Origin of the sequence: Siminovitchia acidinfaciens (genome assembly GCF_003605385.1) — a bacterium.
GTDB lineage: Bacteria > Bacillota > Bacilli > Bacillales > Bacillaceae_C > Siminovitchia > Siminovitchia acidinfaciens.
This window is the reverse complement of record NZ_QYTV02000002.1, coordinates 528,701-549,574: the sequence shown is the minus strand read 5'-3', so window position 1 is coordinate 549,574 and position 20,874 is coordinate 528,701. Positions and strand designations below refer to the sequence as shown.

General features: G+C 43.2%; 18 protein-coding genes, 3 riboswitches and 1 other annotated feature. Of the genes, 13 read left to right on the top strand and 5 right to left on the bottom strand.

Annotation, left to right across the window (positions count from 1 at the left end; genetic code table 11):
- Nucleotides 1-95: 95 nt before the first annotated feature.
- Nucleotides 96-200: riboswitch (glycine riboswitch) on the top strand.
- Between the two features lie 3 nt (nucleotides 201-203).
- Nucleotides 204-281, top strand: a riboswitch (glycine riboswitch).
- 89 nt (nucleotides 282-370) lie between these two features.
- From glyA to D4T97_RS06830, 5 genes are all read left to right on the top strand, one after another.
- Nucleotides 371-1,618, top strand: a complete 1,248-nt coding sequence (gene glyA, locus D4T97_RS06850) for a serine hydroxymethyltransferase (RefSeq protein WP_126049008.1) — start codon at nucleotides 371-373, stop codon at nucleotides 1,616-1,618.
- Between the two features lie 20 nt (nucleotides 1,619-1,638).
- Nucleotides 1,639-2,127: a serine dehydratase beta chain gene (locus tag D4T97_RS06845; RefSeq protein WP_126049006.1), complete on the top strand. Its 489-nt coding sequence runs from the start codon at nucleotides 1,639-1,641 to the stop codon at nucleotides 2,125-2,127.
- A gap of 21 nt (nucleotides 2,128-2,148) precedes the next feature.
- Complete coding sequence (sdaAA, locus tag D4T97_RS06840) at nucleotides 2,149-3,042, top strand: L-serine ammonia-lyase, iron-sulfur-dependent, subunit alpha (protein WP_126049004.1); 894 nt, start codon at nucleotides 2,149-2,151, stop codon at nucleotides 3,040-3,042.
- 742 nt (nucleotides 3,043-3,784) lie between these two features.
- Nucleotides 3,785-4,654 (top strand): formyltetrahydrofolate deformylase, encoded by an 870-nt coding sequence (purU, locus tag D4T97_RS06835; protein ID WP_126049002.1) that lies wholly within the window; start codon nucleotides 3,785-3,787, stop codon nucleotides 4,652-4,654.
- 116 nt (nucleotides 4,655-4,770) lie between these two features.
- Nucleotides 4,771-4,950, top strand: coding sequence for an H-type small acid-soluble spore protein (locus tag D4T97_RS06830; RefSeq protein ID WP_126049000.1), 180 nt, complete (start codon nucleotides 4,771-4,773; stop codon nucleotides 4,948-4,950).
- A gap of 119 nt (nucleotides 4,951-5,069) precedes the next feature.
- On the opposite strand, the gene pckA is transcribed toward D4T97_RS06830, so the two are convergent.
- Nucleotides 5,070-6,659, bottom strand: a complete 1,590-nt coding sequence (gene pckA, locus D4T97_RS06825; RefSeq protein ID WP_126048998.1) for a phosphoenolpyruvate carboxykinase (ATP) — start codon at nucleotides 6,657-6,659, stop codon at nucleotides 5,070-5,072.
- Nucleotides 6,660-6,938: 279 nt separating this feature from the next.
- Nucleotides 6,939-7,067: riboswitch (SAM riboswitch) on the top strand.
- A gap of 166 nt (nucleotides 7,068-7,233) precedes the next feature.
- On the opposite strand from pckA, the gene metK reads away from it, so the two are divergent.
- Together metK and asnB are read left to right on the top strand one after the other, a co-directional pair.
- On the top strand, nucleotides 7,234-8,433 hold the full coding sequence (metK, locus tag D4T97_RS06820; RefSeq protein ID WP_126048996.1) for a methionine adenosyltransferase: 1,200 nt from the start codon (nucleotides 7,234-7,236) through the stop codon (nucleotides 8,431-8,433).
- Nucleotides 8,434-9,053: 620 nt separating this feature from the next.
- A complete protein-coding gene (asnB, locus tag D4T97_RS06815) occupies nucleotides 9,054-10,946 on the top strand; it encodes an asparagine synthase (glutamine-hydrolyzing) (protein ID WP_126048994.1) in 1,893 nt (630 codons plus the stop codon).
- Here asnB and D4T97_RS06810 read toward each other — a convergent pair.
- From D4T97_RS06810 to D4T97_RS06800, 3 genes are all read right to left on the bottom strand, one after another.
- Complete coding sequence (locus D4T97_RS06810; protein WP_235872175.1) at nucleotides 10,937-11,767, bottom strand: C39 family peptidase; 831 nt, start codon at nucleotides 11,765-11,767, stop codon at nucleotides 10,937-10,939. The genes asnB and D4T97_RS06810 overlap by 10 nt on opposite strands.
- A 110-nt stretch (nucleotides 11,768-11,877) precedes the next feature.
- Nucleotides 11,878-12,702 carry a C39 family peptidase gene (locus tag D4T97_RS06805; RefSeq protein ID WP_126048990.1) on the bottom strand — a complete coding sequence of 275 codons (825 nt, stop codon included), beginning with the start codon at nucleotides 12,700-12,702 and terminating at the stop codon, nucleotides 11,878-11,880.
- Nucleotides 12,703-13,055: 353 nt separating this feature from the next.
- Nucleotides 13,056-13,577, bottom strand: coding sequence for a gamma carbonic anhydrase (locus tag D4T97_RS06800; RefSeq protein ID WP_126049209.1), 522 nt, complete (start codon nucleotides 13,575-13,577; stop codon nucleotides 13,056-13,058).
- A 141-nt stretch (nucleotides 13,578-13,718) separates the two neighbouring features.
- Between D4T97_RS06800 and D4T97_RS06795 the strand changes: the two genes are divergently transcribed.
- Both D4T97_RS06795 and D4T97_RS06790 read left to right on the top strand, forming a co-directional pair.
- A complete protein-coding gene (locus D4T97_RS06795) occupies nucleotides 13,719-14,525 on the top strand; it encodes an alpha/beta hydrolase (protein ID WP_126048988.1) in 807 nt (268 codons plus the stop codon).
- A gap of 17 nt (nucleotides 14,526-14,542) precedes the next feature.
- Nucleotides 14,543-15,643, top strand: a complete 1,101-nt coding sequence (locus D4T97_RS06790; RefSeq protein ID WP_126049207.1) for a tetraprenyl-beta-curcumene synthase family protein — start codon at nucleotides 14,543-14,545, stop codon at nucleotides 15,641-15,643.
- A 172-nt stretch (nucleotides 15,644-15,815) separates the two neighbouring features.
- Here the strand turns inward: D4T97_RS06790 and D4T97_RS06785 are convergent, their stop codons facing one another.
- Entirely contained in the window at nucleotides 15,816-16,388 is a 573-nt protein-coding gene (locus D4T97_RS06785; RefSeq protein ID WP_126048986.1) for a class I SAM-dependent methyltransferase, read from the bottom strand.
- A 116-nt stretch (nucleotides 16,389-16,504) separates the two neighbouring features.
- Between D4T97_RS06785 and D4T97_RS06780 the strand changes: the two genes are divergently transcribed.
- The 4 genes from D4T97_RS06780 to D4T97_RS06765 all read left to right on the top strand — a co-directional run bounded on the left by D4T97_RS06780 (nucleotide 16,505) and on the right by D4T97_RS06765 (nucleotide 20,798).
- Nucleotides 16,505-16,795, top strand: a complete 291-nt coding sequence (locus tag D4T97_RS06780) for a YtzC family protein (protein ID WP_126048984.1) — start codon at nucleotides 16,505-16,507, stop codon at nucleotides 16,793-16,795.
- 163 nt (nucleotides 16,796-16,958) lie between these two features.
- Nucleotides 16,959-17,205 (top strand) — a binding site (T-box leader).
- Between the two features lie 53 nt (nucleotides 17,206-17,258).
- Nucleotides 17,259-19,673, top strand: coding sequence for a leucine--tRNA ligase (leuS, locus tag D4T97_RS06775; protein WP_126049205.1), 2,415 nt, complete (start codon nucleotides 17,259-17,261; stop codon nucleotides 19,671-19,673).
- Between the two features lie 547 nt (nucleotides 19,674-20,220).
- On the top strand, nucleotides 20,221-20,538 hold the full coding sequence (locus tag D4T97_RS06770) for a rhodanese-like domain-containing protein (protein WP_126048982.1): 318 nt from the start codon (nucleotides 20,221-20,223) through the stop codon (nucleotides 20,536-20,538).
- A gap of 77 nt (nucleotides 20,539-20,615) precedes the next feature.
- The gene (locus D4T97_RS06765) at nucleotides 20,616-20,798 is read left to right on the top strand and encodes a sporulation protein Cse60 (protein WP_126048980.1); all 183 of its coding nucleotides are present in this window, start codon (nucleotides 20,616-20,618) and stop codon (nucleotides 20,796-20,798) included.
- The last annotated feature ends 76 nt before the right edge of the window (nucleotides 20,799-20,874 follow it).

Below are 20,874 nucleotides of genomic sequence, written 5' to 3'. Positions count from 1 at the left end.
ATATGTGAACATTAGAGAGTGTATAAAGCATCTTTCAGTATGATTGACAATATTTACACTATACGTTATAGTATGAAATAATAAGAATCATGCGAATGACAGGCGTGGGAGAGACTAAACATTTCGTTTAGCACCGAAGGAGCAAGTCCCAGAAAATCCATGGGATCCAATCTCTCAGGTAAAAGCACCGCGTTTGGACGCGTCTCTGGAGAGCGCCTGTAAAGGCCACCCAAGGGGAATACTTCGATTCGAAGTTTAAACTCTCAGGTAACAGGACAGAGGAAGGTAGAAAACCATCTATCTTTCCCCTGTCCTTTTTTGTGTTGTCCATAAAAAGCGGGGGAGGGTAGAAAAAAAGGAGGACCACTGAATGAGTCTTGTAAATGGAGATATCGAAATCTTCCGTGCTATTGAGGAAGAACGGAAGCGGCAGGATCAGTCTTTGGAATTAATCGCCTCTGAGAACTTTGTCAGTGAGGATGTCATGAAAGCAATGGGGTCAGTCCTTACGAACAAATATGCCGATGGCTATCCAGGAAGGCGCTATTATGGCGGATGTGAACATGTCGATGTTGTCGAGAATATAGCCATTGAACGATTGACTGAATTGTTTGGAGCCAAATATGCCAATGTCCAGCCGCATTCGGGTGCGCAGGCAAATACAGCAGTACTATTCTCCTTGTTGGAACCCGGTGACAAAATCATGGGAATGAATTTATCCCATGGCGGACATTTAACCCATGGAAGTCCGGTGAACATGTCAGGGAAATGGTTTGAAGTGGTTTCGTATGGAGTAACGGAAGACTCCCATCTCATTGATTACGACGAAGTTGAAGAAATCGCACTGCAAGAGCGTCCCAAACTGATCATAGCGGGAGCCAGTGCATATCCAAGATTTATTGATTTTCCGAGATTCAGAGAAATTGCTGATAAAATTGGTGCCTTTTTTCTAGTGGATATGGCTCATATTGCAGGATTGGTCGCCGCTGGACTTCACCCTTCTCCTATGCCATATGCCGATGTTGTTACCAGCACGACTCATAAAACGTTAAGGGGACCGCGGGGCGGGATTATTTTAACTAATGATGAACAGATGATAAAGAAAATAAATAGTGCTATTTTTCCCGGAATTCAAGGCGGACCGCTCATGCATGTCATTGCTGCAAAAGCTGTCTCATTTAAGGAAGCGCTTCATCCTGATTTTACAATATACATGGAACAGGTAGTCCGCAATGCTTCAACGCTTGCGGAAACATTAAAGAATGCGGGGGCTTCCATTGTTTCCGGCGGAACGGATAATCACCTACTGCTGGTAGATGTCAGGCCGTGGGGATTAACAGGTAAAGAAGCGGAGCAATTATTGGAGGAAGCAGGAATTACTGTTAATAAAAATACAATACCTTACGACCCGGAAAGTCCATTTGTAACGAGTGGAATTCGGATTGGAACCGCTGCTCTTACTTCCAGAGGAATGAAAGAAAGTGAAATGGAAATCATCGGTCATCATATTGCCGATATTTTAACGAGCAAAGGCGCCTCGGAAGTTATTGACCGTGTAAAAGAGAATATCCAACAGTTATGCAATGCGTTTCCACTTTATCAAAAACATTTAGTCTGATAGATATGGAGGCTCCTTGAATGGTATTTAACAGTTGCTTTGACATAATCGGCCCTATTATGGTGGGGCCATCCAGTTCACATACGGCAGGAGTCGTATCCATCGGAAAGTTTGGGCATGACCTTTTTGGAACGGCTCCAAGTGTTGCAAACATTTCTTTTTATGATTCATTTTCAGAGACATACCAAGGCCACGGAACGGATAAGGCAATTGTAGGCGGTTTGCTTGGATTTAATCCGGATCATGCGGGTATCAAACATGCTTTTGAATTGGCGAAACAGCAAAAGATGCATTTCACCTTTCAATTGAATGAAGAGTGCCCTTATTATGATCATCCGAATACACTTATTGTCCAGATGAAAAGGGGAGAAACTGAGATGAAGTTCGGGGGTGTATCCTTGGGGGGAGGAGTTTCAAAAATTTTCCTGATCAATGATAACCCAGTGGATATTTTATTAAACTCCCATATAGATTACGACCGGATTAGAAAAAAGTATCTTCCTGCATGATGAAATAAAGGAGATGATACCATGGATTTTCAGTCGATCAAAGATCTTCTTCAACATTGCCAGGATAAGAATGTGAATATTGGTGAGTTGATGCTTGAAACAGAAGCAGCGAAAACTGGACGGGACCGTGAAGATATTTTTGAAATGATGAAAGAAAGATTATTGAAAATGAAAGAGGCTATCGACGCCGGCATTTCTGATCCATCTCCCACTCCAAGCGGCATTTCCGGAGGGGATGCTTATAAGATGCAAAAATACAAAGAAAAGGGAAGTTATTTGACGGGGAGCCTGATGATTGATGCAATGAAGTATGCATTTGCCACTTCAGAAACAAACGCGAGAATGGGTGTCATTGTTGCTACGCCTACAGCAGGATCTGCAGGGGTTCTGCCTGGTTGTATTTTTACGTTAAAAGAAAATACGGATATACCTTTTGACAGGCTTGTAATGGGACTGTTTACAGCAAGTGCCATCGGGTACGTCATTGCCAATCGCTCATTTATTTCCGGGGCTGCCGGCGGATGCCAGGCGGAAATCGGTTCGGCGACAGCCATGGCCTCCGCGGCTATTGTAGAAATGAGGGGCGGGACGCCGGAACAGGCGGCACATGCGGGAGCCATGGCTCTCAAATCCCTTCTTGGGCTTGTCTGCGATCCAGTGGCAGGGCTTGTCGAAGTTCCTTGCATAAAACGGAATGTGATTGGTACCTCCATTGCATTTACATCAGCCGACATGGCCCTTGCCGGATTGGAAAGCCGGATTTCATTTGATGAGGTCATTGGGGCAATGTACGATATCGGAAAAAGCATGCCGCGGACGTTAAAGGAGACTGCTCTTGGCGGTCTAGCGGCGACGCCAACCGGAGAAGAAATAAAGGAACGTATTATGGGAAAACCCTGTTTGAAGAGAGCGTAATTACTAAAGAAAAAACATAACAGGTGAAGACTGTGGAGTGCTTTAATAAGCCGCCGGAGGAGCAAGGTCTAAAAAAATCCCTTAGATAAAATCTTTATGGCAGAAGAACTATAGTCCGATGCAAATCTTGGAGAAGGTAGTTTGGAAAAACGTCACCAAAGAAGAAACTCCACAAAAGACAGAGAAGGGAACAATGCCTTTTCTGTCTTTTTTTGTAGCCTGGAAACTGGTTTCGCACGATGACTCCTAAATTTGAAAAAATTGATTTTTGCTGGATGATCTCGTGATTTGTACGTTTAACGGGATGTAAACCCGAACGCAGGGGGATGCAAATGCTTATTACGTTTACGGAAACAGCTCTAAGTAAACTTGAAACTATGGAAGGTATTATTGGACAATATTGAGGCTTGTATGAAGATATTGAGGGCGGCTGCGGTGTACAGTTTCATTCAATTTAATTGTTGATGAACTGAGGGTTTATAATTGGGAAGTGCTTCTTATTCAGCTACCTGTTCCATTGAAGTAGATTAATAAATTAGGCTGTCCACGGGAAAGATGAAAAACAAGAAAGCTTAGCAAATGACAGATCAACCGAAATCCATTATCATTGTGGTCGGCGGATAAATGGAAAAAAGCGGACACTGCCATTCGGCAATATCTCTGACCATATGCTTGGGTTGCCGGAATGAAGGTTCATGCATAATTGAAACGATACAATAAAAGATTAATGGAGGAAATAAATATGAAGGCGGAGCAAAATAAAAACAGGGCGACCTTATTGATTTCCTGCCCGGAAAAGCCGGGGATTATTTCGACGGTGTCCAATTTTTTACTTGAGCACCAGGCGAATATCGTACAATTTGATCAGCACACAACAGATCCAAAAGCAGGAATGGTTTTTATGAGGATCGAATTTGACCTGAGCGATTTTGATGCTTCCTATGACAAACTGCAGGAGGATATGCATCAATTAGGTGAAGAATATAACATGAAATGGCAGCTTAGCACAAAGAGAGAAAGAAAGCGCATGGCCATCTTTGTGACAAAGCGTGATGCCTGCCTGATGGAATTGATATGGAGAGTCAAATCCGGCGAAATAAAAGCGGAAATATCTATGGTCATCAGTAATCACAATGACTTAAGGGAAATAGTCGAAAGAGAAGGTATACCTTACTATCATATTCCAATAAGCGCCGAAACGAAGGACGAGGCTGAAACGAGAACATTGGAGCTTTTAGAGGGAAAAGTGGACTTTATCGTCCTTGCACGATATATGCAAATCCTCTCGCCCGAATTTATTTCCAAATTCCCGAATCGAATCATTAACATCCACCACTCATTTTTACCGGCTTTTGTTGGTGCAAACCCCTATGTGCGGGCTTTTAACCGCGGGGTAAAATTAATTGGCGCCACCGCTCATTATGTGACAAATGACCTTGATGAGGGTCCAATCATCGAACAGGACGTCATCCGGGTCACACACCGCTATACAGCGGAGAATCTAAAAGTTGCAGGCAGTCATGTTGAAAAACATGTTCTTGCACATGCTGTGGCTTGGCATGTAGAGGACAAAGTGATTGTGCATGGGAATAAGACAATTATCTTTACTTAATCAGCCAGTAGTTCTATGAAATATGAAAAAACCTCTGCACTAGGATTACCCAGAGTATATTTTTTGGCAACTGACGAAAATTATGACCATTAAACTTAAAAGAAGAGGTGGTTGTGATGAACGCTATGCGTGCACAAGAAATTGCCGATTCTCCTGTGATGGCCAATGTAACGCTGAACGGAGATAGGGTGTATATCCAATATGTAGATAGTGATGAAGAAACGGCAAGAGTCTATCCGCTTGATGATCCTTCTAATGAACAGGAAGTCCATCTATCCGAATTAGTAGAACATTAATATGAACCATAGGAAAGGTAAATATCTACGATTAAATTATGATTCAATAAAAAACTGCACCTTCTATTGTTATGGATAACAATAGAAGGTGCAGTTGCTTTTTTTATAACCGGAATTTATTACTTTACAGTTGGTCCACCCAACTCAGCAATTGATTTTTCAACATGATCGAACTTCTTGAAGTTTTCATTGAACTTCCCAGCAAGTTCTTTTGCTTTTTCTTTATAAGCTTCTTCATCGGACCATGTCTTGATTGGTTGCAAGACTTCATCAGGTACACCTGGTACGTGAAGTGGAATGGAAAGGCCGAATACTTCGTCTTTCGTTGTTTCCACGTTGTCAAGCTCGCCATTTAATGCAGCTTGCACCATAGCACGTGTATAAGCAAGGTTCATTCTTTTACCTACGCCGTATGAACCACCAGTCCATCCAGTGTTGACAAGGAAGACTTGAACGCCGTGCTCATCAATTTTCTTTCCAAGCATTTCTGCATAGCGTGCTGCAGGAAGAGGCAGGAATGGTGCACCAAAGCATGTAGAGAATGTCGCTTCAGGTGAAGTGACTCCACGCTCTGTTCCGGCAAGCTTGGATGTAAATCCGCTTAGGAAGTGGTACATAGCTTGTTCTTTTGTCAGCTTGCTGATTGGAGGCAATACTCCGAAAGCATCGGCTGTCAGGAAGACAATGACAGATGGATGTCCAGCAATGCTTGGCTCAACAATATTGTCAATGGCTTGGATCGGGTATGCAGCCCGTGTGTTCTCAGTCAATGATGTGTCATCGTAAAGAGGCTCGCGTGTTGCCGGATCAACAATGACATTTTCCAATACGGAACCGAATGTGATTGCATTATAAATTTGCGGTTCTTTTTCGTATGATAACCCTGATGTTTTCGCATAGCATCCGCCTTCGACGTTAAATACGCCGTTTGGAGACCAGCCGTGTTCGTCATCACCGATCAGACGGCGGTTCGGATCAGCTGAAAGTGTTGTTTTCCCTGTTCCGGATAAACCGAAGAAGAGGGCGACGTCGCCTTCAGCTCCAACGTTTGCAGAGCAGTGCATGGATAAAATGTCCGCTTCTGGTAGTTCATAGTTCATGACAGAGAAAATGGATTTTTTCATTTCGCCGGCATACTCTGTACCGCCGATCAATACGATGCGGCGTTCGAATGAAACGATGATGAATGTTTCGGATTTAGTACCGTCAACTGCAGGGTTAGCTTTAAAGCCAGGTGCAGAGATGACAGTGAATTGCGCATCGTGGTCAACCAATTCTTCACCGGTTGGTCGAATGAAAAGTTGATGGGCAAACAAGTTGTGCCAGGCATATTCGTTGATTACCTGAATTGGCAGGCGGTACTTCTCATCGGCACCCGCAAATCCTTTGAACACAAAAATTTCTTCTTTCTCCTGGAGGTAGGAAACGACTTTCGAATACAACTTTTCGAAAACATCAGAAGAAATAGGCTGGTTGACGGAACCCCAATCAATTTTGTCTGTGACAGATGGTTCATCAACGATGAATTTGTCTTCAGGAGAGCGGCCTGTATATTTTCCTGTTTCAGCACGAACAGCACCAGAAGTTGTCAGAACGCCTTCTTCCCGGCTAAGGACCTTCTCGACAAGTTGTGGTACTGATAATTGCATATGAACATTCTGTCCATTCAATAATTGCATTAATTCGCTTTTGATGCCTACTGAACTCATATGTTTACCCTTCCTTTGTATATATATTTATGCATTTAGTTTACTTGAGAAATAGTATAACACATTTACTCGATTAGTCTATACTAATTTTGAACATTTCTTGAACTTGAAACGACTAATTAAATTTAACATAATAATGAAGTGAAATGATACCCTTTCTGATTTAAATTCTGTTTTTACCCTTGACTAAGCAATGCAAAAACGGCAATTTCATTAATATTACCCTTCCCGGTTGACATTGTTTTATTATTTAAGTTATGATTTTGAGTTGAACGGATACTCTTATCCTGAGATGGTGGAGGAAACAGGTCCTTTGAAGCCCGGCAACCTGCTGTCTAAAAGCTCTTTTGCTTTGCGGACGGAAAGGTGCTTACCTGTAGCAAGGCGAAATGCCTTGGGCGATAAGAGTGAAAGGCTCGGAACACATCTACTAAACCTTTCCTCAACTTCATGGCAGGAAAGGTTTTTTATTTTAATGAATACCCAATGATGAGGATGTGCTTCTTTTAAAAAGGACAGAGTACCGTTGAGTGTATAAATATTTATTTTCATTTTTGTAAAAGGAGGAGCTTTGATGTCCCATAATCGGCATTTATTTACATCTGAGTCAGTTACGGAAGGACATCCAGACAAAATCTGTGATCAAGTTTCAGATGCGATTTTGGATGCGATTCTCGCAGAAGATCCCAACGCCCGTGTTGCCTGTGAAACTTCTGTAACAACAGGACTGGTGCTTGTTGCTGGAGAAATCACAACAACAACGTACGTGGATATTCCAAGAATCGTCCGCGACACGATAAAAGAAATTGGATATACCCGTGCGAAATATGGATTTGATGCTGAAACTTGCGCAGTGCTCACATCTATTGACGAGCAGTCGCCCGATATTGCAGCAGGGGTGAATAAGGCACTGGAAGCAAGGGAAGGTACAATGAGTGAGGAGGAAATCGAGGCGATCGGCGCAGGAGATCAGGGGCTTATGTTCGGATTTGCATGCAATGAGACTGAAGAACTTATGCCGCTTCCTATTTCCCTCTCCCACAAGCTTTCCAGAAGGCTTGCACAAGTGCGGAAGGAATCCATTCTTCCTTATTTAAGGCCAGATGGAAAAACGCAGGTTACTGTTGAATATGATGAAAATAATCAACCGGTAAGAATTGATACAATTGTTCTTTCCACACAGCATCATCCGGAAATCGAACTGGAGCAGATACAGGCGGATATAAAGGAACATGTCATCAAACCTGTGGTTCCTGCCGAATTGCTTGATGCTGAAACAAAATACTTTATCAATCCGACAGGCCGCTTTGTCATCGGTGGTCCTCAAAGTGACGCGGGATTGACTGGAAGAAAAATCATTGTTGATACTTACGGCGGATATGCACGCCACGGCGGGGGAGCCTTCTCAGGTAAGGATCCAACTAAGGTTGACCGCTCGGCTGCCTATGCTGCAAGATACGTTGCAAAAAATATCGTTGCAGCGGGCCTTGCTGATAAATGTGAAGTTCAGCTTGCCTATGCGATCGGTGTGGCACAGCCGGTTTCCATTTCTATCGATACATTCGGAACAGGCAAAGTTTCAGAAGAAAAACTGGTGAATGCCATTAGGGAAAACTTTGATTTGCGTCCAGCTGGCATCATACTCATGCTTGATCTCCGCAAACCAATTTACCGCCAGACAGCAGCTTACGGACATTTTGGCCGTACTGACATTGATCTGCCTTGGGAGAGAACAGATAAAGCAGAGGCGCTTATTAAATCAACATCACTTTAACAAGAAAAGCGCAAGCGCTCGTTTAGCGACGTACAAACTGGAGTGTCTCCGACGAGATAAAGGATAAGGAAGTGCGAGAGTGCCTGCTTATCGGCGACAAGCATAAGACGAGCGCTGGCGAAGGCGCACTTTGCCTTCAGAAGCGCTTGGCTTATGACCTCGAGCCGATGGCACTCGGCAGGCTCAAAACGCGACATCCTGTCGCTTCGCTTGCACTAGCACATCCCTGTGCGTCGCAGCCGGACAACACGGCGAAGAATGAGCCGATGTTGACTTATCGTAGGAAAGCTCCTTCTTCGAAAAGCTTCCTGTGCTTTGCGACGAGCTGAACAAGGCTCCTTTGATAACTATGGCGCAGGAGCACCAGAGGCGCAAAGTTTGCTAGTCGCTGAGCGCTGGAGCTAGACAAGGAAATTAAGCGACTTACTATTTTCTATACAATAATGAAGGTGGGGCACTGTTGCTCCGCCTTTTTACTTTTTTTAACAAAAAGTTTATGCCCATTTTGATGTTTTTTGTCATAATAACCCTGCCAAAGGGCAGGAATTAATGATAATATAAAAAAGGTATGCAGATTTGACGTATCCATGCTTGAATCTTAATAGAGTAGGTGACACAGAATGTGCGGTTTTATCGGATGCATGCATAATCATCCAAGCGAAGAAACTCAACTGAATAAGCAGTTATTTAAAGAAATGAATGATATTATTACTCATCGCGGTCCCGATGATGATGGATATTTTCAAGACGATTTTGTCCAATTTGGTTTCCGCAGGCTGAGTATCATTGATATTGAAAGTGGAAGCCAGCCGCTTTCATATGAAAACGAGCGCTACTGGATCATATTTAACGGGGAAGTATACAACTTCGTTGAATTACGTGAAGAACTGGTGAAAAAAGGTTTAAACTTTGAAACAGACTCAGATACTGAAGTCATTATCGCTTTGTTCAGCGAATTGAAGGAAAAAGCAGTGGAAAAACTTCGGGGCATGTTCGCTTTCTTGATTTGGGATAAGCAGAATCAAGAATTATTCGGAGCAAGGGATCCATTTGGAATCAAACCTTTCTTCTACATAGAGGACGAGGATAAGACATTATTTGCCTCAGAGAAGAAAAGCATCCTGCTTGCTTTGGGCAAAAATGAACTGAATACCGAAGCACTTCAGCAATATATGACTTATCAGTTCGTGCCGGAACCTGAAACAATGACAAGGAATATCAAGAAGCTTGAGCCTGGTCATTATTTTACGAAAAAGCCTGGCGGTTCCATGAATATCAAGCGATATTGGAGAGCAAACTTCATGCCGGTTCAAAATAAATCCGAGCAGGCTGCAATTAAGGAAATAAGGGATGTTCTATTTGATTCTGTCAATATCCATATGCGCAGTGATGTGCCGGTCGGATCTTTTCTTTCCGGTGGAATCGACTCTTCCATTATCGTTTCGATTGCCAAACAGTTTCATCCGAATATAAAAACTTTCTCCGTCGGTTTTGAACGTGACGGTTTCAGTGAAATCGATGTCGCGAAAGAAACAGCAGAAAAACTTGGAGTTGAAAACATCAGCTATGTAATTTCTCCTGAGGAGTACATGAAGGAACTGCCAAAAATCATGTGGCATGCGGATGATCCGTTAGCGGACCCTGCGTGTGTACCGCTTTATTTTGTGGCTAGGGAAGCGAGAAAGCATGTAACGGTTGTTCTTTCAGGAGAGGGAGCGGATGAGCTTTTCGGCGGATATAATATTTACAGGGAGCCGCAATCCTTGGAGATGTTCAATAAAATTCCTGAGGTGGGCAAATCACTTTTACGGGCGCTTGCCAAAACATTGCCTGAAGGCGTGAAGGGTAAAAGTTTCATCGAGCGCGGTGTAACACCAATGGAAGAGCGTTATATCGGAAATGCCAAAATGTTTTTGGAAGAAGAGAAAAAGAGTCTGTTAAATCGATATCACCCGGACATTGATTATCTTGATGTGACAAAGCCTTTGTATGCAGAAACGGTCGGATACGAGCCTGTAGAGCGCATGCAGTATATCGACATCCATACATGGATGCGGGGAGATATTTTACTCAAAGCGGACCGGATGACGATGGCGCATTCGCTTGAGCTCAGGGTGCCGTTCCTTGACCCGAAAGTATTTGATGTAGCATCTACCATTCCTACAAGCCTCAAAACTGCAGAAGGCACTACAAAATATGTGCTGAGGAAAGCTGCTGAAGGTATTGTTCCAGAACATGTATTGGACCGTAAAAAACTCGGTTTTCCGGTGCCAATCCGTCACTGGCTGAAAGATGAGATGCTTGATTGGGCAAAGGATATCATTAAAAACAGCCAAACAGACCATCTGATCAACAAACGATATGTTTTAAAATTATTGGAAGACCATTGCAAAGGGAAAATGGATTACAGCCGTAAAATTTGGACCGTGTTAGTATTCATGGTTTGGCATGCGGTATTTATTGAAGAACGTTATAATTTTGAAAAAGAAACGGCAGCGGCTTCTCACTTATAAGTGAGAGCCTGGCTGCCCATTTGCACCCATGATTTTTCGAAATCACCGATGGGTGCTTTTTTGTTTTTTGTTCCTGTCAATGGATCATTGAAATAAACATGCCGATCATCATAACCTGTTATTAAAACAGAATGTTCTTTCATTGTAATTTTTACAGGTCCTGAACTTGTTTCCCATGTTTGAAAGTAAGAGTCGGGAAGCTCGCGATATTCGGCATTGATGATGACCCAGACAGGTCTTTCGCCAGATAATGGGGTTTTTAACTCTTCAAATGGCTTGCCGGTTAAGTTAACGATTTTCCCCGGCATATATTTTTCGCCAAGCTCTTGAATGGGTTCATGATATACACCGAGCCCCGGTGCGTTGAACGAGTACATATCGCCCACAAACCCGTTGTGCGGGTTGCCGAAGTGCACCTTTCCATTTTTGATTATTCGGCGGGCGGGGTCTTTTTTTATATCTTTGGCCAGTTTCATCTTGTCTGTCTGGATACCAGCATGTTCAAGGAGCATCGCCAAGGATGTCACCTCACAGCCTCGCGGCAGTTCGGGTAGCTGATTGATGACAGGAGCATCAATTAGCACATGATCCTTGATAGTGATTTTCGGCTGAACTTCTTGTTTCACCTGGACAGGATTAAAATTGGTTTTGGTTTCGACTGGCTGAGGCGCCGCTTGTTGTTTAGAACAGGCAATAAGCGTGAATGCAATAAATGTAAGAAAAACACACGCTAAATGACGCCGACAATACTTTAAAGGGAGAAAAGCCGTATAAACAGCAGCATAGATGTTGAACATGAACATCATGCCCTTCATTATCACTTATCTCTCCTTTGAACAGTACTTAAATGTTATTGTCGGCATTTATCTGTTTGGGATACGGGACATTAAATGGAATACTCAAATTTGATATTAAAAAAAGCAGCAGGCGCTCACTCATAATTGTAAGTGATTGCCTGGCTGCCCATTTGCACCCATGATTCCTTAAAATCACCGATGGGTGCTTTTTTGTTTTTCATTCCTGTAAGCGGATCGTTGAAGTATATGTATTTTTGATCGTATCCCGTGATTAGGACGGAGTGTTCTTTTTTCGTAATCTTTACCGGACCGGTTTTCGTTTCCCATACTTCGAAATAAGAATCGGGAAGTTCGCGGTATTCGGCATTGATGATGACCCAAACAGGCCTGCCGTCAGAGAGCGGTATTTTTAACTCCTCAAAAGATTCTCCTGTTATATTTACCATTTTTCCCGGCAAATGGTTTTCGCCTAGCTCCATGATTGGTTCATGGTATACACCTAGCCCCGGTTTACTGAAATCATACATATCCCCTACGAATCCTTTATGCGGGTTTCCGAAATATACCTTTCCGTTTTTAACTGTGTAAGGGGCCGGATCTCTCTTCACTTCTTTCGCAAGCGTCATTTTGTCAACGCTTGTTCCCGCACTTTCAAGCAGCATGGCGAGAGAAGTAACTTCACATCCGCGTGGAAGCTCCGGCAGCTGCTCAATAACAGGGAGGTCCAATAAAACCTTATCTTTTATTTTAATCAGCTGTATATCATCGTTTTGCTGTACTTCCTGTAATGCTGTAGCTTTTTGCTCTTCAGGGTCATTAAATGTGTTTAAAAGAACAAAAGTAAAAATACATACAGCTGTAAAAAAGGCAAAGGTCGCTTTAAAGGAGCCGCGTTTCCCCAAAAAAAGGATAAGAATAATACAAGAAATGATACTGATTAAAATTACCCATGCATTCATAATGGATCACCTTTTTAAATATATAAATTAAATTAAATATTTTGTACCCCTAGAAGCCGCCGTTGATTTCCGTTCCAGGCGGACGATTTCGCGCGGTCTTGCTTAAGCCTCTTCGGCCGCTTCGCGTCTTGCGGGGTCTCAAGGCCCAAGTTTTTCCCGCTGAACCCAGAAAAAGCTTCTTCGAATAAGCATTATCGAGGAGTCCACTGTAATCAAATAACCGGGTTTCTATGGATGGTACATTGGCTGTGTCTCCCCAGGCCATTGCCTGAAGAAAAATATTACTCCCTTATGAATTACATCGGCAGATAAAGATAGAATTCCACTGTTTCTTGTGAAAAGTGTATGAACCCTTACTTATCCTTTTGCAAGGCTTGATAATAGAGGCCCCTTTCGGCATATTCCCGTGAAATACGAATCATTTCTGCACGGTCTTCCTCGTTTACTTCTCGGATCACCTTGGCGGGTCTCCCGAAAGCAACAGTATTAGGAGGAATCACTTTCCCTTGAGCAACAAGGCTTCCAGCTCCGATGAATGCTCCTTCTCCGATTTCGGCATTGTCCAGGATAATGGAACCCATACCGATCAACGCTTTTTTTCTAATGATACAGCTGTGCAGAATCACCTGATGTCCGATTGTAACCTCATCTTCTATGATAAGTGGGTTATTCGGGCTTTGATGAAGGACTGAATTGTCCTGTATGTTGACTCTTTCCCCAATAATTGTCGGAGCAACATCACCTCTGATTGTACAGTTGAACCAAATGCTCGAATTTTCCCCAATGACAACATCTCCTGTAACGGTTGAATAATCGGCAAGAAATACTGAAGACGGAATTTTTGGGGATTTACCTTTATATGGATAGATCGCCATATAGTAACACCCTTTCATCTCTTTTTAATACTATCATAACGAACATAGCGAAAAATTGCTCCAGTCTCTATGTATATGGGAGGTTCCCGGGCGGAAAAAAGGGTAGAATAGCCATATATATAATGGAAAGGAAGACTAGGGATGCGGAAGTGGGAAGCGGTAGGAAAAGCGCAGGGGGTCATCGTCATTGTACATGGTGCAATGGAGCACCAGGGACGGTATAGCTGGCTAAGGGAAATGTGGGTGCTCAGCGGATTCCATGTGGTCATGGGGGATTTGCCTGGCCAGGGGCTATCCACAAGATCACATAGAGGGCACATTGATACGTTTGATGAATATGTAATTGAAGTGAAAAAATGGGTGATTGAAGCTGAGAGATACCGTTTGCCCGTTTTTCTGCTTGGCCACAGCATGGGCGGCTTGACAGTTATCAGGCTTCTGCAGGAAGAACAGCACGAAGTGGCAGGTGTTATTTTTTCGTCGCCATGCCTGGGGCTTGTCAATTACCCGTCTCTGCCTATCAACGCTTTGTCAGTCGGATTGAATTGGATTGCTCCGGAGTTGAAGGTGGACAGCCAATTGGACGTAGACCTTGCCACCCGCAACATCGATGTAAAGGACCGAGCATTAAATGACAGCCTGTTTGTTACGAAGGTTTCGGTCCGTTGGTACAGGGAGCTATTAAAGGCAATGAAGGAGGCTTTCACAAACATTTCGAACTTTCCTGATATTCCTCTTTTGGTTATGCAGGGGGGAGATGATAAAATTGTGAATAAAGCCGAAGTACGTAATTGGTTTAACGAACTGGCTATATCCGAGAAGCTTTATAAGGAATGGCCGAAGTGTTATCATGAGATATTCAACGAGCCTGAAAGAGAAATGATTTTTAATTATGCTAAATACTTTGCCGAGCTCCAACTTCGGCTTTCCCATTATCAAATAAAGTAAGCAAGGTGATGTTGTTCATGCTTCCAACCCATCCAATTTCACTCATGAATAAGGTTTATAGAAAAATTATGCCGACAGTTCATATGGAATTATCTTACTGGAAAGAGCGGGCGGGCGCGATTCCGAACAAGGAACTGAGGCAGCAGGCCCTGGCAAGCATAAAAAATAAGACTTTTCACTGCGAGGGGGGATCAATTTTGGCCCTCGCCGCACTGGAAAATAAAAAAGACGCCATCAAATTTATCGTGGCTTATCAGACAATCAGCGATTACCTCGATAACCTGTGCGACAGGAGCACATCCCTTGATCCAAAGGATTTTGCCGCTTTACATGAGTCAATGGAGGATGCATTGACAGTGGGAGCGGGAGAACGAGATTATTATCGCTTCAGGGAGGATAAAGATGATGGAGGCTATTTAGCCGATTTGATGAAGACGTGCCAATCCGTTCTTGGACGGATCCCAAACTACTACGTGATCGAGCCTCATCTGCTTGAGCTTTGTAAATATTATTGCGATCTGCAAATATATAAACATGTCTGCATGGAGGCAAGGGAAGATCGACTTAAAAAATGGTTCGCCGAGCACGAACATGCTCTGCCTAAAATGGGCTGGCACGAGTTCTCGGCCTGCTCGGGATCGACACTTGGCATTTTCTGCCTTGTATCCTATGCGATGAGAAATGATTTTCAAGAAAAGCATGCAGTAATGATACGAGAAGGATATTTTCCGTATATCCAAGGACTTCATATACTGCTGGACTATTTCATTGATCAGGATGAAGACCGTGAAGGCGGAGATTTAAATTTCTGTTTTTATTATGAAAATGATGAAGAAATGCTGAATCGTTTCATCCATTTTCTTGAGGAAGCCGACAGACATACTAAACATTTGCCGGACCGAAAATTTCATAAGTTGATCAATCGGGGACTTCTTGGCGTTTACCTATCCGATCGTAAGGTGAGTGAACAGGCTAGAGTAAGAGCGCTTGCAAAAAAGATAATGAGGCACGGAGGTCCGATCAGTTATTTCTTTTACTGGAACGGCAGGGCGTACCGCGCTTTTCAAAAGAGATTTTCAAGCACAGGTAAATTTGTCTCTTTTACAGTTAAATCTTAAAAGGCAGGGGCCGTCCAAATTTATTTGACCGGCCCTTTTCCTTTTGTAAAAAAAGAAATTAAAACATGCTTTGGAAAATTTTATTTCAAATTCTTTGTCAAGCTTCGACGGACATTATATCCTAGTGCAGGCGAAGCGACAGGACGTCGCTGCTACTTGAGCCTGACCGAAATCATCTTTTCTCAATCGCCAACAGAAACGGCGGGTTGTTCTTCTGGTTGATAAATCCATATTGAAGGACATGAACCTTCATTTGATCCAACTCTTTAACATAATTCAGCACATGGTCACGTTCTTGGGCGCCTTCTTCATGTCCATGGTAAATGACAGCACCCAGAATACCCCCTTTGGCCAGCATATCAATCAATTGACTGATGGCAGAGATCGTTGTGTCCGGCTTCGTTACTATCGACTTATCACCGCCGGGTAAATAGCCAAGATTGAACATGGCTCCGCTGATTTTTCCATAAGTTTCTGCAGGCAGACACTCTCCAATAGTTTCATGTCCCTGTTGGAATAATGTCACTCTGTCTGCAACTCCATTTTTTTCTAATAGTTCCTTCGTATGTAAAATGGCCTGTTCCTGGATATCAAATCCGAAAACGCGTCCATTCTCTCCAACAAGTTTGGCAAGAAATAAAGTGTCATGCCCATTGCCCACAGTTCCGTCTATTGCCACACTGCCAGGCTTGATCACCCTTTGCATCAGGGAGCGTGCATATGGAAGAATACCCTCAATATTCATCCTGTTAATCCCTCCTAATAATCATACGAAAAATTGTATCATAACTCTTTGAACTTGAGTACAAACTATAGATGGCGGGCCGAAAAGCCAAGCCAGAAGGAAAAGGGGAGGATAATGTGACGACTCGGGAGTCCATTGACAACTTTATCAATCGCTGCGAATCGGCAATTTTAAATGCGGAAGACCAGTATGAGGCAGGAAGCCGGCAGGAGCATCATCATGATGTCGAATACAGCGAAGCGATGAACGAACTCGACGTCATGGTTCAGCAACTCCACAAAATGAGCGAAAGTGCAAATGCGCAACAGCGAGAGCAGCTTCACCGAGTTCGCCTAAAAATACAGCAGCTCCAAAATAAGATGATTCTCCTAAATCATGATCGGCCGCTATACAGCACATGGCATTGATATAGAGACAGGGCACCCTGTCTCTTCATTTTTTACATAACTTTTTTGATTCTCAAACAGTCTGGAGAACACGGGTGATGCTGTCTTTAAAGGGTTCGAGCTTGAATATAGGCTTGAAAACATGTCTAAAATTGTCTACAATGGGGAATAAAGGACTTAATATTATAACGGTTAAAAAGGACCAGTAATGGTGCCATCCTGTTTTCAGAGAGCCGGCGGAAGGTGCAAGCCGGCCAGGACCATCATGAACTCCCCTTTCATTCTGCAGGTGTGAACGAAGGACTCCGGTTGAACCGGCAAACTTCTTGTAATGCTTGCCGCTTTTCTGCGTTAAAGAATTAATGAAGTGAGTGGCCTATACACTAATTTGGGTGGTACCGCGGGAGAAAACCTAACCTCTCGTCCCAGGATTTTTTTCTCGGGATGGGAGGTTTTTTAATTGAATAAGTCAGGAGGCATCTTCATGGGTTTTAATCACAAGGAATTAGAACAAAAATGGCAGCAATATTGGGAAAAGAATAAAACATTTAAAACAGAGGCAGATGATGCGAAAGAAAAGTTTTACGCGCTCGATATGTTCCCTTACCCATCTGGGTCAGGACTGCATGTAGGACATCCGAAGGGCTACACTGCGTCGGATATTCTTGCAAGAATGAAACGCATGCAAGGGTACAATGTGCTTCATCCAATGGGATGGGACGCATTCGGACTTCCAGCGGAACAATATGCAATCGACACAGGGAACGACCCGGCAGTGTTCACTGAACATAATATTGATACGTTCCGCCGGCAAATCAAATCACTTGGTTTTTCCTATGATTGGGACCGAGAGATCAATACTACCGACCCTGAATATTACAAATGGACTCAATGGATCTTTTTAAAACTGTTTGAACACGGTCTTGCATACGTTGATGAAGTTCCGGTAAACTGGTGCCCAGCTTTGGGGACGGTTCTCGCCAATGAAGAAGTCATCGATGGTAAAAGTGAGCGCGGGGGACATCCGGTTGAACGCCGTCCGATGAAACAGTGGATCTTAAGGATCACAAAATATGCGGATCGTCTGCTTGAGGATCTGGAAGAATTGGATTGGCCGGAAAGCATCAAGGATATGCAAAGAAACTGGATCGGCCGTTCTGAAGGTGCTGAAGTCACTTTCGCCATCGAGGGACATCCAGAAACATTTACTGTCTTCACAACTCGTCCAGATACACTTTTCGGAGCAACATATGCTGTCCTTTCTCCGGAGCATCCATTCGTTGAGAAAATCACAACGCCTGAACATCAAGCGGATGTGAATGCTTATATTGATCAAGTCAAATCGAAAAGTGATCTTGAAAGAACGGACCTTGCGAAAGATAAAACAGGCGTTTTCACAGGGGCATATGCGGTGAATCCAGTTAACGGCGAAAAAATGCCGATCTGGATTGCGGATTACGTCTTGATGAGCTATGGAACTGGAGCCATCATGGCAGTGCCCGCGCATGATGAACGTGACTATGAATTTGCCAAAAAATTCGGTTTGGACATCAAGGAAGTTGTGGCTGGCGGAAACATCGAAGTAGAGGCATATGCTGGTGACGGCCCGCATGTGAATTCAGGATTTTTAGATGGAATGGATAAAGATGAGGCCATTTCAGCGATGATTGACTGGCTTGAAAAGAAAGGCTGTGGAACTAAGAAAGTCACTTACCGTTTGCGTGACTGGCTGTTCAGCCGTCAGCGTTATTGGGGAGAGCCAATTCCGATCATCCATTGGGAAGACGGCACAATGACTGCTGTTCCAGAGGATCAGCTTCCGGTGTTGTTGCCTGTCACGGATGAAATCAAACCATCCGGTACGGGAGAATCACCGCTTGCAAATATTACTGACTGGCTTCATGTGGAAGATCCTGAAACAGGCAAAAAAGGCCGCAGGGAAACAAACACTATGCCGCAATGGGCAGGAAGCTGCTGGTACTATTTGAGATTCATCGATCCTAAAAACTCCAAAGAGCTTGCGGATAAAAAGCTATTGAATGAATGGCTTCCGGTTGATATTTATATAGGCGGAGCTGAGCACGCTGTTCTTCACTTGCTTTACGCACGATTCTGGCACAAGTTTTTATACGATATCGGTGTCGTACCGACAAAAGAGCCGTTCCAAAAGCTGTTCAACCAAGGAATGATCCTTGGCGAGAACAATGAAAAAATGAGTAAATCCAAAGGGAACGTTGTAAACCCGGATGATATCGTTGAAAGCCATGGGGCAGATACGCTTCGCCTTTATGAAATGTTCATGGGACCGCCGGAAGCATCAGCTGCCTGGTCAACAACAGGGTTGGACGGGGCGCGCCGCTTCTTGGACCGCATCTGGCGTTTGTTGGTGGCTGACAACGGGAGCTTGAGTGACAAAGTAAAAGATGTCACTGGAGGCGAGCTTGAAAGAGTATACCATCAAACAGTCAAGAAGGTTACGGAAGACTGCGGAGCAATGCATTTCAATACAGCAATATCTCAGCTCATGGTCTTCATCAATGAAGCATATAAAGCTGAAGTTCTTCCTAAACAATACATTGAAGGATTTGTAAAAATGCTATCTCCAATTGCTCCTCATATTGCCGAAGAGCTCTGGGAAAAACTTGGCCATGAAGGAACAGTTTCTTACGAAGCTTGGCCGCAATATGACGAGACAAAGCTTGTTTCAGAAGAAGTGGAAATCGTCGTCCAAGTTAACGGCAAAGTCCGTACCAAGCTTATGGTTTCCCGCGAGGCAGGCAAAGAAGAGCTCGAAGAAATTGCATTAAACGATGAAAAAGTGAAATCAGCAATTGACGGAAAGACCATTAGAAAAGTGATTGCAGTGCCAGGTAAACTGGTAAACGTAGTTGCAAATTAAATAAAAAGCATAAATGTAAATTCGGTCGTCACAACTTTGGCGACCGAATTTTTTTTCTGGACATCTGAGATGTAAGTTTTACCCTGGGGTATGGTTTTCACGCAGTCTGAGTTTTTCCTGAGTTTCGGTGTGGAGGGCGAGTCTGTTCGGCTGCAAATTAAGCATAATTCATTTAACTACTCTTAGAGATGTTCTTGACGACCGAGGGGGAACGTGAATATTAATAGCCGCGGTCACTGAGGCTATCCAATTGTTAAACGCAGTCTCCCACTGGAACCCCATTTAATTGCCGTCAAAAATCCTTAGCGACAGAAAATGCGTATTTCAGGATAGTTAGTTTGTAGTAATGCATACTTATTTAGATCGATTGAGCATACATAACTCCGTCTGTCATCGTTTTAGATCGTAAAAAAAGAGGGGGATTGCCTGCTGTTATCCTCATGCTATTAAGGAAAAAACTTCCTGTCAGAGTTTTTTTCTATTGGGTTTACCTAGGTTTTGCTATAATGAAAATTGTCAATTTGAATGAAAATGAAAGGTGATAATTATGGAAATCAAAACGATAACACCTGATGAGGTTAAAGCTAAACTTGAAAATGACGAAACGCTTTATTTGATTGATGTGCGTGAAGATGAGGAAGTCGCTGAAGGAATGATTCCGGAGGCGGTGCATATCCGAATGGGCGATATTCCTGAACAATTACATCATCTTAATAAAGAAAATGAATATATTTTTATATGCAAAGCCGGCGGGCGCAGTATGAGAGTATGCGAGTATTTAATGGCTAATGGGTATCCAAATGTGGTCAATATGACTGGCGGCATGCTTGAATGGGACGGAGACCTGAAGCCAAGAAAAAGTTAAACTTAATTGAAGGTTTTAAATTGTATAAAAATAAAATTGGTAGGCAATACTGCTCTTAAAACGGGAGGCGGAATCCCATGATGCAGGTCAAGCTGTTTGACTGTGAGCATGAGCAGGATTTGGAGGAGGAAATCAACCACTTTTTAAGCGATCTGGAACGAAAGCAGGTGGTTGATATCAAATACAATATAGCGGCTATCGGGGAAGCGGAAGATGAGCAAATATATTGTTTCAGCGCCATGGTCATGTATTTAAAATAAGGGACTTCCTATAAATGGAAGCCCCTATTTTTGTCGTTAAAGAAAGTGTGAGATCAGATTAAATTTTCATTCGAGT

What these genes read in the sequence shown, in the direction of transcription:
- glyA (WP_126049008.1), top strand. Translation starts at nt 371, where the DNA reads ATGAGTCTTGTAAATGGAGATATCGAAATCTTCCGTGCTATTGAGGAA.
- D4T97_RS06845 (WP_126049006.1), top strand. Translation starts at nt 1,639, where the DNA reads ATGGTATTTAACAGTTGCTTTGACATAATCGGCCCTATTATGGTGGGG.
- sdaAA (WP_126049004.1), top strand. Translation starts at nt 2,149, where the DNA reads ATGGATTTTCAGTCGATCAAAGATCTTCTTCAACATTGCCAGGATAAG.
- purU (WP_126049002.1), top strand. Translation starts at nt 3,785, where the DNA reads ATGAAGGCGGAGCAAAATAAAAACAGGGCGACCTTATTGATTTCCTGC.
- D4T97_RS06830 (WP_126049000.1), top strand. Translation starts at nt 4,771, where the DNA reads ATGAACGCTATGCGTGCACAAGAAATTGCCGATTCTCCTGTGATGGCC.
- pckA (WP_126048998.1), bottom strand. Translation starts at nt 6,659, where the DNA reads ATGAGTTCAGTAGGCATCAAAAGCGAATTAATGCAATTATTGAATGGA.
- metK (WP_126048996.1), top strand. Translation starts at nt 7,234, where the DNA reads ATGTCCCATAATCGGCATTTATTTACATCTGAGTCAGTTACGGAAGGA.
- asnB (WP_126048994.1), top strand. Translation starts at nt 9,054, where the DNA reads ATGTGCGGTTTTATCGGATGCATGCATAATCATCCAAGCGAAGAAACT.
- D4T97_RS06805 (WP_126048990.1), bottom strand. Translation starts at nt 12,702, where the DNA reads ATGAATGCATGGGTAATTTTAATCAGTATCATTTCTTGTATTATTCTT.
- D4T97_RS06800 (WP_126049209.1), bottom strand. Translation starts at nt 13,577, where the DNA reads ATGGCGATCTATCCATATAAAGGTAAATCCCCAAAAATTCCGTCTTCA.
- D4T97_RS06795 (WP_126048988.1), top strand. Translation starts at nt 13,719, where the DNA reads ATGCGGAAGTGGGAAGCGGTAGGAAAAGCGCAGGGGGTCATCGTCATT.
- D4T97_RS06790 (WP_126049207.1), top strand. Translation starts at nt 14,543, where the DNA reads ATGCTTCCAACCCATCCAATTTCACTCATGAATAAGGTTTATAGAAAA.
- D4T97_RS06785 (WP_126048986.1), bottom strand. Translation starts at nt 16,388, where the DNA reads ATGAATATTGAGGGTATTCTTCCATATGCACGCTCCCTGATGCAAAGG.
- leuS (WP_126049205.1), top strand. Translation starts at nt 17,259, where the DNA reads ATGGGTTTTAATCACAAGGAATTAGAACAAAAATGGCAGCAATATTGG.
- D4T97_RS06770 (WP_126048982.1), top strand. Translation starts at nt 20,221, where the DNA reads ATGGAAATCAAAACGATAACACCTGATGAGGTTAAAGCTAAACTTGAA.
- D4T97_RS06765 (WP_126048980.1), top strand. Translation starts at nt 20,616, where the DNA reads ATGATGCAGGTCAAGCTGTTTGACTGTGAGCATGAGCAGGATTTGGAG.